14 protein-coding genes are annotated in these 15167 nt (G+C 63.0%); 3 read left to right on the top strand and 11 right to left on the bottom strand.

Translation table 11 applies throughout. The features are described 5' to 3' along the window. Nucleotides 1-8: 8 nt before the first annotated feature. The 6 genes from HJC00_RS28480 to argE all read right to left on the bottom strand — a co-directional run bounded on the left by HJC00_RS28480 (nt 9) and on the right by argE (nt 6703). Nucleotides 9-1466, bottom strand: coding sequence for an NAD-dependent succinate-semialdehyde dehydrogenase (locus HJC00_RS28480; RefSeq protein WP_221165013.1), 1458 nt, complete (start codon nt 1464-1466; stop codon nt 9-11). A 73-nt stretch (nt 1467-1539) separates the two neighbouring features. Continuing rightward, nucleotides 1540-2583: a tartrate dehydrogenase gene (locus HJC00_RS28475; protein ID WP_221164998.1), complete on the bottom strand. Its 1044-nt coding sequence runs from the start codon at nt 2581-2583 to the stop codon at nt 1540-1542. Nucleotides 2584-2592: 9 nt separating this feature from the next. After that, a complete protein-coding gene (locus HJC00_RS28470; RefSeq protein ID WP_221164997.1) occupies nt 2593-4056 on the bottom strand; it encodes an aldehyde dehydrogenase in 1464 nt (487 codons plus the stop codon). A 179-nt stretch (nt 4057-4235) separates the two neighbouring features. Continuing rightward, nucleotides 4236-4589 (bottom strand): cupin domain-containing protein, encoded by a 354-nt coding sequence (locus tag HJC00_RS28465; RefSeq protein WP_210631777.1) that lies wholly within the window; start codon nt 4587-4589, stop codon nt 4236-4238. A gap of 41 nt (nt 4590-4630) precedes the next feature. Then, nucleotides 4631-5554: a glyoxylate/hydroxypyruvate reductase A gene (locus tag HJC00_RS28460; protein WP_210631778.1), complete on the bottom strand. Its 924-nt coding sequence runs from the start codon at nt 5552-5554 to the stop codon at nt 4631-4633. Nucleotides 5555-5578: 24 nt separating this feature from the next. After that, complete coding sequence (argE, locus tag HJC00_RS28455) at nt 5579-6703, bottom strand: acetylornithine deacetylase (protein ID WP_221164996.1); 1125 nt, start codon at nt 6701-6703, stop codon at nt 5579-5581. Nucleotides 6704-6964: 261 nt separating this feature from the next. Here argE and HJC00_RS28450 point away from each other — a divergent pair, with 261 nt between their 5' ends. Then, nucleotides 6965-7867, top strand: a complete 903-nt coding sequence (locus HJC00_RS28450) for a GNAT family N-acetyltransferase (protein WP_210631780.1) — start codon at nt 6965-6967, stop codon at nt 7865-7867. 7 nt (nt 7868-7874) lie between these two features. Here the strand turns inward: HJC00_RS28450 and HJC00_RS28445 are convergent, their stop codons facing one another. Then, entirely contained in the window at nt 7875-8075 is a 201-nt protein-coding gene (locus tag HJC00_RS28445) for a hypothetical protein (RefSeq protein ID WP_221123435.1), read from the bottom strand. A gap of 150 nt (nt 8076-8225) precedes the next feature. Next, a complete protein-coding gene (locus HJC00_RS28440) occupies nt 8226-8537 on the bottom strand; it encodes a hypothetical protein (RefSeq protein ID WP_210632198.1) in 312 nt (103 codons plus the stop codon). 314 nt (nt 8538-8851) lie between these two features. On the opposite strand from HJC00_RS28440, the gene HJC00_RS28435 reads away from it, so the two are divergent. After that, the gene (locus HJC00_RS28435; protein ID WP_221164995.1) at nt 8852-9757 is read left to right on the top strand and encodes a LysR substrate-binding domain-containing protein; all 906 of its coding nucleotides are present in this window, start codon (nt 8852-8854) and stop codon (nt 9755-9757) included. Between the two features lie 56 nt (nt 9758-9813). Further along, a complete protein-coding gene (locus tag HJC00_RS28430) occupies nt 9814-10944 on the top strand; it encodes an HPP family protein (RefSeq protein WP_221164994.1) in 1131 nt (376 codons plus the stop codon). 83 nt (nt 10945-11027) lie between these two features. Here HJC00_RS28430 and HJC00_RS28425 read toward each other — a convergent pair whose 3' ends face one another. The 3 genes from HJC00_RS28425 to HJC00_RS28415 all read right to left on the bottom strand — a co-directional run. After that, entirely contained in the window at nt 11028-14075 is a 3048-nt protein-coding gene (locus tag HJC00_RS28425) for an FAD-binding and (Fe-S)-binding domain-containing protein (RefSeq protein WP_221164993.1), read from the bottom strand. 244 nt (nt 14076-14319) lie between these two features. Then, nucleotides 14320-14571: a hypothetical protein gene (locus HJC00_RS28420; protein ID WP_210631785.1), complete on the bottom strand. Its 252-nt coding sequence runs from the start codon at nt 14569-14571 to the stop codon at nt 14320-14322. 57 nt (nt 14572-14628) lie between these two features. Next, the coding region (locus tag HJC00_RS28415; RefSeq protein WP_311044199.1) for a TCP-1/cpn60 chaperonin family protein at nt 14629-15167 on the bottom strand (539 nt) is incomplete at its 5' end.

The following is a 15167-nucleotide window of genomic DNA, read 5'->3' as shown; positions in this document are numbered from 1 at the left end:
TATGACGGTCAGGAGAGCCCGCCGATGTGGAAGCTCTTCATTTCAAGATATTCCTCAATGCCGCATCGTGCGCCCTCACGCCCGAGGCCGGATTGCTTGACGCCGCCGAACGGAGCGACCTCGGTCGAGATGGCGCCGGTGTTCAGGCCGATCATGCCGAATTCGAGCGCCTCGCCGACGCGCCAGGACCGTTTCAGGCTCTCGGTGTAGAAATAGGCTGCAAGGCCGAAGGGAGTGGAATTGGCGATGCGGATCGCCTCCTCCTCGGTGTCGAACCGGAACAGCGGTGCAACCGGTCCGAATGTCTCTTCGCTGGCGAGCTGCATGTCGGTGGTCGCGCCGCCAAGCACCATCGGAGCGGCATATTGATCGCCTGCAGGCATGGAATCCACAGTGGCGAGGATCTTGGCTCCCCTTTTTACGGCATCCTCCACGTGACGGTTGATCTTCTCGATCGCCGCCTTGTTGATCATAGGCCCGATATCCGTGCCGGCCTCGGTGCCTGCCCCGACCTTCATGGCTGCGACCCGCGCGCCAAGTTTGGCGGCAAAGGCGTCATAGACGCCGGACTGGACGAGAAGGCGGTTGGCGCAGACGCAGGTCTGTCCGCCATTGCGGAATTTCGACGCGATGGCGCCTTCCACGGCAAGGTCGAGATCGGCATCGTCGAAGACGATGAAGGGTGCGTTGCCGCCGAGTTCGAGGCTGAGCCGCTTGACGCTGTCGGCCGCCCCGCGCATCAGCAGCGAGCCGACGCGGGTCGAGCCGGTGAAAGAGATCTTGCGGACGGTCTGGTTCGTCATCAATTCGTCGCCGATCGCGGCCGGCATGCCGGTGACGATGTTGATCACGCCCTTGGGGATGCCGGCGCGTTCCGCCAGTACGGCGAGCGCCAGCGCCGAAAACGGGGTCAGGTCCGATGGCTTGATGACCACCGTGCAACCTGCCGCAAGTGCCGGCCCCACCTTGCGGGTGATCATCGCATTGGGAAAATTCCAAGGCGTGATGATCGCCGATACGCCGACGGGCTCCTTCAGAACGATGATCCGTCGCTCCGCGGTGGGCGAGGGGATGGTTGTTCCGCCGATACGACGCGCTTCCTCGGAAAACCATTTGATGAATGAGGCGCCGTAGCGGATTTCGCCTCGCGCCTCCGTCAGCGGCTTTCCCTGTTCCCTGGTCAGGATCAGCGCCAGATCCTCGATATTGTCGAGCATCAGATCGTGCCAGGCCTCGAGCAGGGCGGCGCGCTCGGCATGGGTCTTTGCCCGCCATGGACCAAAAGCTTTTTCTGCCGCCATGATCGCGGCCCGCGTGTCAGCTGCGTCCATGTCGGGCACGCTGCCCAGCACATGCTGGGTCGCCGGATCGATGACCTCGATCGTGCGCCCCGCCGCGCCCCCGCACCATTCTCCGTCGATGAGCCCCTGCTGGCGCAGCAGGCTGCCATCCCTCAATCCGTTCATCTTGTCCTCTTTCATCAAAGCGTCCTCTCCACAATTCCGGGCGCAAACCGCGGCGCAACCTGTGCGACATGCTCTAGTCGAGCGACGAAAGCACCGATGTCGTGATCGTCTCCGTCTTGTCCTTGCCGGGAACAGCGCCGATGCCGCGCGCCGTCGTCGCCTCGATCGCGGCTAATATCCTTGCGGCAGCAGCCGCCTCTCCAAGGTGTTCTAGCATCATTGCGCCCGACCAGATGGCGGCTATCGGATTGGCAATTCCGAGATGAGCGATGTCAGGCGCGGAGCCGTGGACGGGTTCGAACATGGACGGCGCCGAGCGATCGGGATTGATGTTGGCCGATGCCGCAAAGCCGAGCCCGCCCTGGATGGCGGCCCCAAGGTCGGTCAGAATGTCGCCGAAGAGATTGGATGCGACCACGACATCGAGGCTCTCAGGCGCCATGACCATGCGGGCGGCCATGGCGTCGATGTGGTAGCTGGTCACCTCGACATCCGGATATCCCGCAGAGAGCCTGTGGGTGATCTCGTCCCAGAAGACCATCGAATATTTCTGCGCATTGGACTTGGTCACTGAAGCGAGTTTGCCACGCCGCGCGCGTGCCTGCTCGAAGCCGAAACGCAGGATGCGTTCTATCCCCTTGCGGGTGAAGATCGAGGTTTCCACAGCTACTTCGCTGTCCGTGCCCTGATGGACGCGGCCGCCGGCGCCGGAATACTCGCCCTCGGTATTTTCGCGGATGCAGAGGATGTCGAAGCCCTCGGACCGCAGCGGCCCCTGCACGCCCGGCAGCAGCCTGTGCGGGCGGATATTGGCATACTGAACGAAAGCCTTGCGGATGGGCAGCAGGAGCCCATGCAGCGACACGGAATCGGGCACCTTGCGTGGCCATCCGACGGCGCCGAGCAGGATGGCGTCGAAAGAGCTCAGCGTCTCGATCCCGTCGGCGGGCATCATGCTGCCGTTTTCGAGATAATAGTCGCAGGACCAGGGGTAGCGGGTCGCTTCAAGAGAAAATCCGCCCGATCCGGCGGTCTTTTCGAGCACGGCCCAGGCAGCGTCGGTCACGTCGCGGCCGATGCCGTCTCCTGGCAGAAGGGCAATCCTGTAGGTCTTCATCGCAGCTCCTTAAAGGCTGATGAGCACGCTCTTGCTCTTGCGGTTGGCATGATAGGCTTCGCGGCCGAGATCCTTGCCGATGCCGGACTGCTTGTAGCCGCCGGTCGGCAGGATATGGTCGCGCGAGCGGCCGTAACGGTTGACCCAGACGGTGCCGGCCTGCAGGCGGCCGGTGAGGCGGATGGCGCGCGCGAGATCGCGGGTGAAGAGGCCGGCGGCCAGCCCATAGGATGGGTGGTCGGCCAGCCTCAGCGCCTCCTCCTCATCCTCGAAGGTCTGGATGGTCAGGACCGGTCCGAAGATTTCCTCGAGAACCGCGGGCGATGTTGCCGTCACGCCCGAAATCAGCGTCGGCGCGTAGAAATAGCCCTCACGGTCGAGCCGGCCGCCGCCCGTAAGGCACTCCGCGCCGCCGTCGATGGCGGCGCGGATGATGCCATCCATGCGGGCGATCTGGCGTTCGGAGATAACGGGCGAATAGTCGGTCGTTTCCTCCCAGGTCGGTCCCGGGCGGATTGCCGCCAGTCGGGACAGCAGTGCTGCCGCGAGCGCGTCCGCCACCTTCGCCTCGACGATGAGGCGGGATCCGCATATGCAGGCCTGGCCGGCATTGGACAAAATGCTGGCGGCGATGGCGCCCGCGGCGAGATCGAGATCGGCATCCGCGAAGACCAGTTGAGGGCTCTTCCCGCCGAGCTCCAGCGTCATCGGCTTCACGCCGGTACGGGCGATATTGGCCATGATCGCCGCACCGGCCGCAGTCGAGCCGGTGAAGCTGACCTTGGAAATCCCCGGATGCCCGGTGACGGCCGTTCCGGTGGTGGGGCCGTCGCCGAGCACGACATTCACGAGGCCGGCGGGCAGGCCGGCCCGCACTGAAAGTTCGGCCATGTAGAGCGTTGAAAACGGCGTCATCTCCGATGGCTTCAACACCACCGCATTGCCCGCGGCCAGCGCCGGAGCGAGCTTCCACCCGGCCATCGACAGGGGGAAATTCCAGGGCGTGATGGCGCCAACGACGCCATAGGGTTCCGTCATGATCATGCCGAAATTCGCGTCGTCGGTCGGGACGAGATCGCCGCCTTCCTTGTCGGCGAATTCTGCAAAGAAGCGGATCTGTTCGGCGGTGACGGCGATGTCGCCGGCAACGAGCTGGCCGACGGGGCGGGTTGAGGAGAGCGCCTCAAGCCTGGCGAGGGTCTCTGCCTCGGCTTCGATCAGGTCCGCCCAGCGCTGCAGCGCCTTGGTGCGCTCGCGCGGGCGCACACCGCCCCAATTGCTTTCATTCAATGCACCCTTTGCCGTTTCCACGGCCTGATCGACAAGGGCCGCGTCGGCAAGCGGACAGCCGGCATAGGCCCTGCCGTCGGACGGCCGATGCATGTCGATGACGGCTTCGGCCGGAACCAGCCGGCCGCCGATGAAATGCCCTACGGGCAGTGAGATCGAGTTCGGATCGAAGCTGAGTGTCATTGCGTGTCCTCGGCATGAGCTTGCTTAAGCCTAGCTTGCGAAACCGAGCAGCATGCATCGACCGATATTGTTGCGGCGGATAAAAATTGCGTTTTCCCCGCCGCCACCAGTCAAATCTACGGCTGGTGTCCGCGCCCGGCGCCGCGCTGCCCGCGCAGAGAGGACAGCCGCCCGCCAGCTCACGTCACTGTCACGTAGATCTTGCGCACCGTCTCGATCGTCTTCCAGACGCCGATAAAGCCCGGCTTCATGACGAAGCTGTCGCCGGCCCTGTAGACCACCGGTTCTCCGCCTTCCGGCGTGAGTTCGACCAGACCGGACAGAATATGGCAGAACTCGAACGTCTCGCCCTTGATCGAACGCGTCTCACCGGGCGTCGCCTCCCATATGCCGGTATGAACCGTCTCCGCGCGAGCGACATCCTGTGCCCAGGTCTTGAAGGTGGGATTGCCCGCGATCAGGCGCTCGGGAAGGGGGCCGGACTCGCGCGGCGGATGGGATGGGTTGGCGTCGATGGTCTTGAGCAAAGACATTGTTTTCCTTTCCGGGGTGCAGATTTGTGTGGCGAGATAGATCAGTAGCCGCGGCTGCGATCGACCAGCCCGATCGGATCGAGGCCGGATTGATGCCGTTTGATGTTGCCGATCACGGCGGCCGCCGCGGTTTCGGCTTGAGTGACGCTGGCGATATGCGGCGTCAGCAGAATTTTCGGATGATTCCAGAAGGCGTGGCCCGGTGGCAGCGGCTCCGGATCGGTAACGTCGACGACGGCGCCGGAGAGATGCCCGGTGTCGAGCGCGCCGACGAGCGCCTGATGATCGAGCTGGGCGCCGCGGCCGGCATGAACGAGTGCGGCCCCGGCGGGAAGCCTGGCGAAGAGCTCGGCATTCAGGAAGCCGCGCGTCTCCTCGGTCAGCGGCAGCATGCAGACCAGAATATCGGTGGTGGCAAGCAGGGTCTCCAGCCACTTGCCGCCGCTGAGGCACCGAACGCCCTCGATCGCGCGCGGGGTGCGGCTCCAGCCGGACAGCGGGAAGCCGAAGGGGCGCAAACTCTCAAGCACTGCGCTTCCCAGCATGCCAAGCCCCAGCACCCCGACGCGGCGTTTCGCGGCCTGAACGGGTGGGATCGGCTGCCAGATCCCGCGCCGCTGCTGGTCGAGATAGGCCGGCAGATCGCGATGGAGTGCGAGGACGGCCAGCGTCACATATTCCTGCATCATCCTGACGATGCCGTCCTCGACCATGCGCACCACCTTGACCTGCGCCGGCACGGCGTCGATGCGGAACTGATCGATGCCGGCGCCGATCGAAAACAGGATTTCGAGATTGCGGTAGCGCGCGAGATCATCCGGCACGGTCCAGGTGATGAGGTAGCGCACCGCCTCCGGTTCGACCGACGCCGGATCCGTGGCGAAGTCTATGTCGGGAAGGTCGCGCGCGAAGGCCTCAGCGAATACGGCGCCCCGCTTCGCATCGGAATTGAAGAGAAAGGTCATTGCATCGGCTCCTTGATCTGACGGTCAGGCGATGCAATGTCGGGCGAGTGCCTCGATCATCGCCTGGCAGGCCAGGAGTTCGCCCTTGAGGATGAATTCGTCCGGCCGGTGAGCACGGGCGATATCGCCCGGCCCGCAGATGATCGCATCCATCCCGGCGCGCTGAAAAAGGCCGGCCTCGGTGCCGTAGCTGACGGCGGCGAGCGGCTCGCTACCGGTAAGTTCGCCAAGCAAGCGCGCAAGTGGCGCATCGGCGGCAAGCGACAGCGCCGGATAGGCGCTGAGTTCGCGCCATTCCACTTGGAAGCCGCGTTGCGGTAGCGCCTCGGCCACGGCCCGCAGCGGCGCAAGCAGCGTGGCCGGGTCGATTCCGGAAATAGCCCTGGCCTCGAACTCGGCCTCGCAGCTATCGGGAATGATGTTGACCGCCTGGCCGCCCTTCAATGTGCCGACCTGGAGCGAGGAATAGGGCGGTTCGAACACATGCTCGAACGGACCATGCGTCAGCCGTTCGGCTTCGGCGCTAGCGCAAGCCAAAACCTCGGCCATGGCGTGGATGGCATTCAGTCCCTGTTCCGGGCGCGAGGAATGGCCGGAGCGGCCCATGACAGTCAGCCGAGCGGCTGCCTTGCCCTTGTGGGCCCGGATCGCCCGCATGCCGCTCGGCTCGCCGATGATCGCGCCGAGCGGACGTGCGCAGAGCTTAGGCAGCCGCGCGATCATGTGCGGGACACCGCGGCAGCCTGCCTCCTCATCGTAGGAAAAAGCGAGGTGGATGGGCCGGCGGAGCCCTGCCGCCGCGAGCGCGGGGGCGGCGGCAAGCATGACGGCGAGAAAGCCCTTCATGTCGGTGGTTCCGCGACCGTAAAGGCGGTCCTTTTCGGCGCGCAGGCGGAACGGATCGCTGCTCCACCCGCCCTCGGCGGCGGGAACGACATCCATATGGCCGGAGAGGATGTAGCCGGGGCTCTCCCTTGGGCCGATCGTCACGAAGAGGTTCGACCGGTCCCCCTCAGGGCCGGGAAGCTCGGTGGCGGCAATGCCGTGACTTTGCAGGTACTGCCGGATCCAGGTGACGATTTCGCCGTTGGGTGTGCCGACGATGGAGGAAAAGCCGACAAGCCTTTCGAGGATTTCAATTGCCTGCATGAGCCTCCTCACTGCACGGATGGATCGAATTGCCGCCGGGCTTTGGCCATCACGGCGCCGTCGGCGCTCGGGATCTGGTCAATGACTGTAGAGGCCTGCCCCGGCTTTATTTGCCGAAAGTGCCTCGGATTTGGACGATTGTTGTGTTCGCGCGGGCTTCGCCAGTGAATTGTATCGCACGAACCGTCCTAATCTGGATAACGAAGTTTCAGGAGGGCGCTTTCCCTATGGATTGGCCGGACATGCGCGAGGAGGGCGGGAGTGAGTGCACTGACATCCGAATCCAGATTGGTCGACAGTTTCGAGACGCGCATTGCCGGGATCGACAGTGTCGACCTCGACAAGCTGCATGCGCTGTCGATGTCCGTCGCCTGGCCGCATCGCCGTGAAGACTGGCAGTTCCTGCGGGAATTCGGCCAGGGCATCGCGGCCATAGATGAAATCGGCCGCATCCTCGGCTCTGCGATGTGGTTTCCCTATGATGAACGGTTCGCCACGATCGGTATGGTCATCACTTCGCCGCGCCTGCAGGCCAATGGCGCCGGGCAATGGCTGATGCGCCACGCGCTCGACCAGGTTGCCGGGCGTAATCTTGGGCTGAACGCGACGCGGGCGGCGCGACGCCTTTATTTGTCGTTGGATTTTGTCCGTGAAGCGCCCGTCTTTCAATGCCAGGGTGAAGCGATAGCGCCACCGGATGTGGAGTTGCCGCCCGGTGCCGCGATACGGCCTGTGGAAGCTGAAGATCTGGAGGCGATCGCAGAACTGGATCGCGTGGCCTTCGGCACGGACCGCACGCCGCTTCTGGCTCGGCTCATGGGACATTCCAAGGGCATCGTGTTGGTTCGCGCCGGCCGGATCGAGGCCTTCTCGCTCTGCCGAAGGTTCGGGCGCGGCCATGTCGTCGGCCCGGTGGTGGCCGCCAGTGACGCAGACGCGATTGCTGTCGTCCATCCGCATGCGCTCGAGCATGCGGGGTTATTCCTGCGCCTCGATACGCGCGAGAAAGTCGGGATATTTGCCGATTTTCTCTCCCGCTGCGGCCTTGCTGTCTTTGACTTCGTGACAACCATGTCGCTGGGCGCCCCTTGGCTTCCAATTCCGGGCGGTCATGTCGGGCATCGGCCGAAAACCTATGCGCTGGTCAGCCAGGCGCTCGGCTGACGGGGAATTAAGCGCCGGGATAAATGGGCGTGGCGTCCGCAGCCTTGATACGTTCGACTTCGGGTCGGAAGGAACGATATTGCCACAGTCCTTCCGCCGTTTCCCGCCGGTATACGGTCTCGAGCCAGAACACCGTGTCATCGATTGGCGGGACAGGATGCCAGGCATACCACTCCGACCAGATCCTCTCTCGCTGCTCGATATTCATCGCCCTCTCCCATTCTTGAAGCGATCCGCTTCGAAAAATATTCAGAAGGAGAGAATTATATTGCGAAACTATTCTGTCACGAAGATCGTTGTTGGCGCCGCGCGAAGCTGCTCAGCCATCGTCTCACTGCGGCTGGCGCGCATGACGGCCTCAGCCAATCGAGCGTAGCCCGAGATAGGCGGCCAGGCTAACGGCAGCAAGGGCGATGGTCAGCCTGGGGCGGGCGTCGTCGAACATTGCCGCCAGCATAAGGCAGAGCATCAGCACGACAGATTTTGCCCAGAGATTTTGGTCGGAGACGGTGAAGGCGACTGCCGCCAGAAAGACCGCGCTTGCGACGACCGTCACGGGAGCGGATTTCTCAGCGAGATCGCCGCCGGAAAAATACGGCAGAAGAAAACGCCGCATGCTGAGGCCTGAAGCGACGCTCAGAAGAAGGCAGGTCAGGACTAGGTGCAGCATATGGTCGGCGCCGGTCGTTCTACAGATCAGCATTGAGATGCAATCTCCATGCCAGCCGTAAAACGCCCGGTAGCCGAGCCGATGCAGCGATTGGCGTGGCTATTTCGGCGGCGTCTCGATCTTTTTTTCGGCAATCACTTGGCTGTCTGGCCTGCGGATGGCGCGGACATTTTTAATGAGAAGGTCGAGCCGGGAGCCTTCACGCGCTGCCCCGATTCCGTTGTTTCGCCTGGGCCTAAACCCGCTTGAGCTCGGGTGATGATTTTTATATAGAGAACAATGACTCGCTTTAATTCCGGAAAAGAGATTTTTCATTGGACCTGTCGTCAATCGAGATATTCCTCGCCGTTGCCAGCGATCGCAGCGTTACCAAGGCCGCCAAGGCGGTCGGGCGGGTGCCGTCGAATGTGACGACGCGCATCCAGCAACTGGAGGAGGACCTTGGTGCATGCCTGTTCAGCCGTGACGGCAAGAAGATGACGCTGACACGGGAGGGCGAAACCTTTCTCGCCTATGCCAACCGGCTGATGGCGCTGGCGCTTGAAGCGCGTCAAGCCGTGCGGCCTCTTGCTCCATCGGGAACATTGCGGGTCGGCACGATGGAAAGTACGGCGGCAAGCAGGCTGCCGGCGGCGTTGACGCAATTCAACCAGATGTGGCCCGACGTGTCGCTGCATCTGACGATGGGCGCGTCTCGCGATCTCGCCCGCGATGTTCTGGCCGATGTGCTGGATTGCGCGCTGATTGCCCGGCCACCGAAGGCGATGCGGGAGGAGGATTTGGAGTTCGATGCCGAACTCAAGGCGCTGGAGATGGAGACGGTCTTCGTCGAAGATCTGTTGATCGTGCTGCCGTCCGGGCATCCCGCCATCAAATCCGCGGCCGACCTGCGTATCGGGTCGCTCGCGGCTTTGGAACCCGGCTGCACCTATCGCCGGATTGCCGAAGACTGGGCGCGCAAATCGAGCGACCTGCCGACGAGCCAGCACGGTTCCTATCATGCGATCCTGGCGAGCGTTGCGACCGGGAATACGGCGGGTGTGATGCCAAGGTCCGTTCTCGATCTCATGCACTGGCCGACCGCCGTTCAGACCCATCAGCTCGGGCCGGTCGAGACCCTGCTGGTCTACCGCAAGGATCATTGCCCTAGTGCCTTCAGCGCCTTCCATGAGGTGCTTGGTGCAACCAAAGGCAGAGATGTCAGGCTGGCAACGAACTAGCGCCTGGGTCTCTTCCTTCGCCCTCCAGATAATCCTCATTCATCATTGGTCTTCGCATGCAGTTACCCGTTTCACCGAAGGTGGGGCCGAGCCGTTTTCGCCGCTTTCGCTTGTTTTCGCCCATTCTGGCCGGCGCAACGCTAAGAGAACGATTAATTGCCTGTTTCGGCGCCTTGCTGGGCATCGGTCTCACCGGCGTCATCAGCGGTTATCTGTTCGGTCAGGGGCCGCATCTTCCGCTGATCGTCGCACCGACGGGGGCGTCGGCGGTGCTGCTTTTCGCCGTGCCGGCAAGCCCGTTGGCGCAGCCTTGGTCGATCATCGGCGGCAATACGATTTCCGCCACGATGGGCATCATTGCCGCGTATTTCATTCGTGATCCGATCATTGCGACGGGCGTCGGCGTTTCGCTGGCCATCGGGGCGATGTCGTTCACGCGATGCCTGCATCCGCCGGGAGGGGCTGCGGCACTGACCGCCGTGCTCGGCGGCCCCGTCGTTGCCGGCTGGGGATTCGTCTTTCCCTTCGTGCCGGTCGCTTTGAACTCCTGCATACTCGTCGGGCTCGGGCTGCTGTTCCACAAGCTTTCCAGGCGGAACTATCCGCACGTCGTTCCTAAGCCGGCGGAAAACACCCACCAGACGATCGATCCGCCATCTGCCGTGCGGGTGGGCTTTCGCGAGGAGGATGTCGACGCCGCCCTTGAAGCGCTCGACGAAACCTTCGATATCGACCGGGCCGACCTCGGGCGACTGCTGCAGCAGGTCGAGCTGCAGGCAGCCATCCGATCAAACGACAAGATCAGCTGCGCCGATATCATGTCGCGTGACGTGATCGCCATCGGTGAGGCGTCTGGGCCGGACGCCGCGCGGCATCTTCTTTTGAAGCATAATATCCGTACCTTGCCGGTGAAGGATCCGGAAGGCCGTCTGATCGGCACTGTCGGCTTGCGTGAATTGTTTGCGGACGGCGATACGATTGCCCATGCGATCTCCAAACCGGCGACGGCGAGAGCTTCAGATGCGGCTCTGTCGCTCCTGCCGGTTCTGACGGACGGGCGCACCCATGCCGTCATCATTGTCGACGACGACCACCGGATCCTCGGCCTGATATCGCAGACCGACCTTTTGAGCGCCGTGGCGCGGCTGCTGCCGAATGACGGCGACACGATCGCGGCCGTGGCGTGAGCTTGTCGAGCGGCTCGGATTGCCGCCGGAGATCTCGCTGTCACAGGCTGCATGCTGCGTCGTCATTTCCGCGAAGTTGCCGTCTACAACTGCGGGACTTCGGACGTTTCCGAAATGATCCCGGCGATGACCTGAAACGGATGTGGAATGCGCTTCGCGTCAATTTCCTCCACCTGCGACCGGCAGGAATATCCTGTCGCCATAAGGATATCGGTATCGCCGGCCGTCTCGACTTCCGGTTTCCAGCTCATCGCGTAGAGGCGTTCGGAGATCGGGCGGTTGCGGGCCTCGTGCCCGAAGGTGCCGGCCATGCCGCAACAGCCGGTTTGCGCAACCTGAAGGTCAATGCCAAGGCTTTCGAAGATCTTTTGCCATTGTGCGACGGAGGCCGGCGCATTGGTGCGTTCGGTGCAATGAGGCATCAAGCGGAAGCTGTTGCCCTTGACGACCGAAGGGGAAGCGGCGAGCCGGTCGAGATTGGCGGCGAGCCATTCTTGGGGAAGAAGGACTGCCGCCTTCAGCATTCCTCTATACTCGCTGCGGAAGGCGAGCGTCATCGACGGATCGAGGCCGACAAGCGTCATTCCGGCATCATCGAGCTGCTGAAGATAGCCTGCTGTCCGTTGGGCTGCATCGGCGAAGCGTCCGAGATAGCCATGCACATGCAGGGCTTTGCCATTGATATGGGAGGCCGCGAGAAGGGGTGAGAAGCCTGATTTCCTGGCGAGAACGATTGCGGCGAGTGCAACGTCAGGATCGAAATAGGCGGTAAAGCTGTCGGCGACGAAGACCACGCTCCGCTGCCTTTCACCCGGCGACAGCGCTTCGATCGTCTGAGCGGTCGCAAGCGGCACGCCGAGGCGGGCGGCTTCCTTTGCCAGTGAGATTTGCGGCAGACGCGGCAGCGAGGTCAGCCCCACCACACGCATCAACCTTCTGCCGACCCGCGTGCCGACGACCATGTTGTAGGCGGGGCGGATGCGCTGGACGAGCGGCAGGGTCGTCTCGATCGCCGCGACCAGCGGGTCCTTCAGCGGACGGAGATAACGTCCGTAGTAGAGTTCCAGGAATTTCGAGCGGAAGGCCGGCACGCTGACCTTCACCGGGCATTGCCCGGCGCAGGCCTTGCAGGCGAGACAGGTCTCCATCGCCGCGCGCACCTCATGGGAAAAATCGTCCCGATTTGCCGGGCTCAGCGAGTTGAAGGCGCGTCGCGCGAGGCTCGCGAGCGGAGCGCTTCGCCGCAGGCGCGTTGCCTCATCGCGGGGATCGATGCCATTTTCGGCAAGCAGCCTCAACCATTCCCGCATCAGCGCGGCACGGCCCTTGGGCGAAAAGCGCCGGTCGCGCGTCGCCTTGTAGGAGGGGCACATCGGGCTCGTTTCGTCGAAATCGAAACAGGCGCCATTGCCGTTGCAATAGGCGGCATTGTCGAAGGCGGAGCGGATCTGGTTGCCGATGATACGGTCGGTATCTCCCCGCAGCGGGACATCGTCGATCTTTGTCAGCGCCTCTGACGAAGGCGTGGCAATCTTGCCCGGATTGAGCCGGTTATCCGGATCGAAAGCCCGCTTGATTTCCTGCAGGCAGGGATAAAGATCGCCGAAGAATTCAGGCACATATTCCGAACGCACCCCTTTGCCGTGCTCTCCCCAGAGCACGCCGCCATATTTGCGGGTGAGCGTCACCGCGGCGTCGCTGATCTCCCGAACCAGCCGGACATGAGCGTCGCGGGTGAGGTCAAGGGCTGGCCGCACGTGCAGCACGCCGGCATCGACATGGCCGAACATGCCGTAGGAAAGGCCAGCGCCATCGAGAAGCGCGCGGAATTCGCGAATATAGGCCGCCAGATTTTCCGGCGGCACGGCCGTATCCTCGACGAAGGCGACAGGCCTGACCGGCCCCTCCACATTTCCGAGCAGGCCAACGGCGCGCTTGCGCATCGACCAGATCGCCTCGACCTCAGCATGGCCTCGGGCAATCGTGTAACCGGCATGGCGGGTGCTTATGCCGGCGTCGAGAGCTGCGGTCACTTCCGAGAGCTTGCGTTCGAGCTCCTCCTCGTCGTCGGCGAGGACTTCGACGATATTGATGCCATCGGTCACCGCGTCCGGTTCATCCGGAAAAAAGCGGGCGATGCCGGTCCAGACGATGTCGCGTCTCGCAAGACCAAGTACTTTCTCATCGATGGTCTCCACCGAGGCGACCTTCAGCGCCGCGAGATCGCGGGCGTCTTCCAGGGCGGTATTGAAATCGCCATAGCGGATATTGATCAGCGCCGCATGAGCGGGGATCGGCAGAAGGTTGAGTTCGGCTTCGGCGATCAAAGCCAGCGTTCCCTCCGATCCGCAGAGAACGGCGTTGAGGTCGAAGCATCCGTCGTCGCGCCTGACATGGGCGAGGTCGTAGCCGGTCATGTAGCGATTGAGTTTCGGGAAAACCTCAGTGATCCGGTCCCGCTTTTCGCGTGTGATCCGCTCCACCGTTCTGTGGATCTCGCCGACGCGGTCCTTACCTGCGACGATCTCATCGAGCGCTTCCGCATCGAGCGGGCGCGACCAAAAATCGGAGCCGTCCACCAGCACGATGCGCAATCCGAGAATATGGTTGCTGGTCTTGCCGTAGAGGCAGGAACCCTGGCCACAGGCGTCGGTGGAGATCATGCCGCCGATCGTGGCGCGGTTGGAGGTGGAGAGTTCGGGCGCGAAAAAGAGACCGTAAGGTTTCAGCGCCTGGTTCAACTGATCCTTGACGACGCCCGCCTGCACGCGCGCGACCCTGCGGACGGGATCGATTTCGAGAATGGACCTCATGTGCCGCGAACAATCCACCACCACGCCAGATGTCAGGGATTGCCCGTTCGTGCCGGTGCCGCCGCCGCGCGGTGCAATACTTATTCCGCGGAACGTGGGTTCTGCCAGCACGGACGCTAGGTGCTGCAGGTCTTCTACGCCTCGCGGAAAAAGGATGCCCGTCGGCTCAAGCTGGTAAATGGAATTGTCGGTCGAAAATACGGTTCGGCTGGCCGGGCCGGTCTCGATGTCGCCCTCGAATCCCGCTTCGACGAGCCGCTGGAAAAACCCTATGGCGGGGAGGGCGAGGGTAACCTTCGGCTGGAGGCGTGGAATCATTGCGAACCTTCAGAATGCACTCGAACTCTGTCACTAGCGCATCAGCCCCAGAATCGGAATCGATTTCCGAGGGCGATGTGAGGATCAAGTGCCACGGCTCCTTGCAGCGGCTGATAAAACGCGCAACGCCAGTCCCAGTCCCAGTCCCAGTCCCAGTCCCAGTCCCAGTCCCAGTCCCAGTCCCTGTCCGTGTGCGCGGCGGAGGCTGCATTATATCAGCCTTCGCCGTGACGGTTCCGTGCAGTCAGTGAGCAGCCGGTGGGCGTCCGTTTGTCTCGAAGAGACCGCGAGCCGCCTCGACCATCGCCTGCAGATGATTGGGATCGCGCACGCCCTGTCGGTAGAGCTCGATGATGATGCTCGCCATTCGTTCGGCTTCGTCGCTGTCTCTTGCCACTGCGTAATCGGCGCTGAGCTTGTCGAAGACGCGCTGGCAGGTTTCGAGATCGCGGGAGTCCAGCGGCACCTGCGATCGGTTTAGGATCGTTTGAACCATCTTCATTCCCTCGGAAAAGGCCCGCCAGGCGTGTCCAGGCGAGCCTGCGGCCTTGTCTTAAAAGTCCATACCGGCGCCGGGGGGCATCGCCGGAGGAGCATCCTTCTTCGGCTTCTCGGCGATCATCGCTTCCGTCGTCACCAGCAGGCCGGCGATGGAAGATGCGTCCTGTAGCGCGGTGCGGACGACCTTGGCCGGATCGATGACGCCCTGCGCGTAGAGATCGCCGAATTCGCCGGTCTGAGCGTTCCAGCCATAGGAAAATTCGCTCTTCTCGCGCAGCTTGCCGACAACTACCGAACCTTCGGCGCCGGCGTTTTCGGCGATCTGGCGAGCCGGGGCCTCGAGCGCACGGCGCACGATTTCGACGCCGACCCGCTGATCGTCATTGGCAGTCTTCAAATTGTCGAGTGCCTTGACAGCGCGCAGCAGCGCCACACCGCCACCGGGCAGGATGCCTTCCTCGACCGCCGCGCGTGTTGCATGCAGCGCGTCGTCGACGCGATCCTTCTTCTCCTTCACCTCGACTTCCGTCGAGCCGCCGACGCGGATGACGGCAACACCGCCGGCGAGCTTGGCAAGACGTTCCTGCAGCT

Origin of the sequence: Rhizobium sp. NLR22b (assembly GCF_019685295.1) — a bacterium.
In the GTDB taxonomy this organism is placed as follows: Bacteria; Pseudomonadota; Alphaproteobacteria; order Rhizobiales; family Rhizobiaceae; genus Rhizobium.
This window is presented reverse-complemented; position numbering and strand designations above follow the sequence as displayed.

Excerpts from the sequence above, each read along its gene's own strand:
- argE (WP_221164996.1), bottom strand. The coding sequence starts at position 6,703 with ATGCAGGCAATTGAAATCCTCGAAAGGCTTGTCGGCTTTTCCTCCATC.
- HJC00_RS28480 (WP_221165013.1), bottom strand. The coding sequence starts at position 1,466 with ATGAACGGATTGAGGGATGGCAGCCTGCTGCGCCAGCAGGGGCTCATC.
- HJC00_RS28430 (WP_221164994.1), top strand. The coding sequence starts at position 9,814 with ATGCAGTTACCCGTTTCACCGAAGGTGGGGCCGAGCCGTTTTCGCCGC.
- HJC00_RS28445 (WP_221123435.1), bottom strand. The coding sequence starts at position 8,075 with ATGAATATCGAGCAGCGAGAGAGGATCTGGTCGGAGTGGTATGCCTGG.
- HJC00_RS28440 (WP_210632198.1), bottom strand. The coding sequence starts at position 8,537 with ATGCTGCACCTAGTCCTGACCTGCCTTCTTCTGAGCGTCGCTTCAGGC.
- HJC00_RS28475 (WP_221164998.1), bottom strand. The coding sequence starts at position 2,583 with ATGAAGACCTACAGGATTGCCCTTCTGCCAGGAGACGGCATCGGCCGC.
- HJC00_RS28425 (WP_221164993.1), bottom strand. The coding sequence starts at position 14,075 with ATGATTCCACGCCTCCAGCCGAAGGTTACCCTCGCCCTCCCCGCCATA.
- HJC00_RS28460 (WP_210631778.1), bottom strand. The coding sequence starts at position 5,554 with ATGACCTTTCTCTTCAATTCCGATGCGAAGCGGGGCGCCGTATTCGCT.
- HJC00_RS28470 (WP_221164997.1), bottom strand. The coding sequence starts at position 4,056 with ATGACACTCAGCTTCGATCCGAACTCGATCTCACTGCCCGTAGGGCAT.
- HJC00_RS28465 (WP_210631777.1), bottom strand. The coding sequence starts at position 4,589 with ATGTCTTTGCTCAAGACCATCGACGCCAACCCATCCCATCCGCCGCGC.
- HJC00_RS28420 (WP_210631785.1), bottom strand. The coding sequence starts at position 14,571 with ATGGTTCAAACGATCCTAAACCGATCGCAGGTGCCGCTGGACTCCCGC.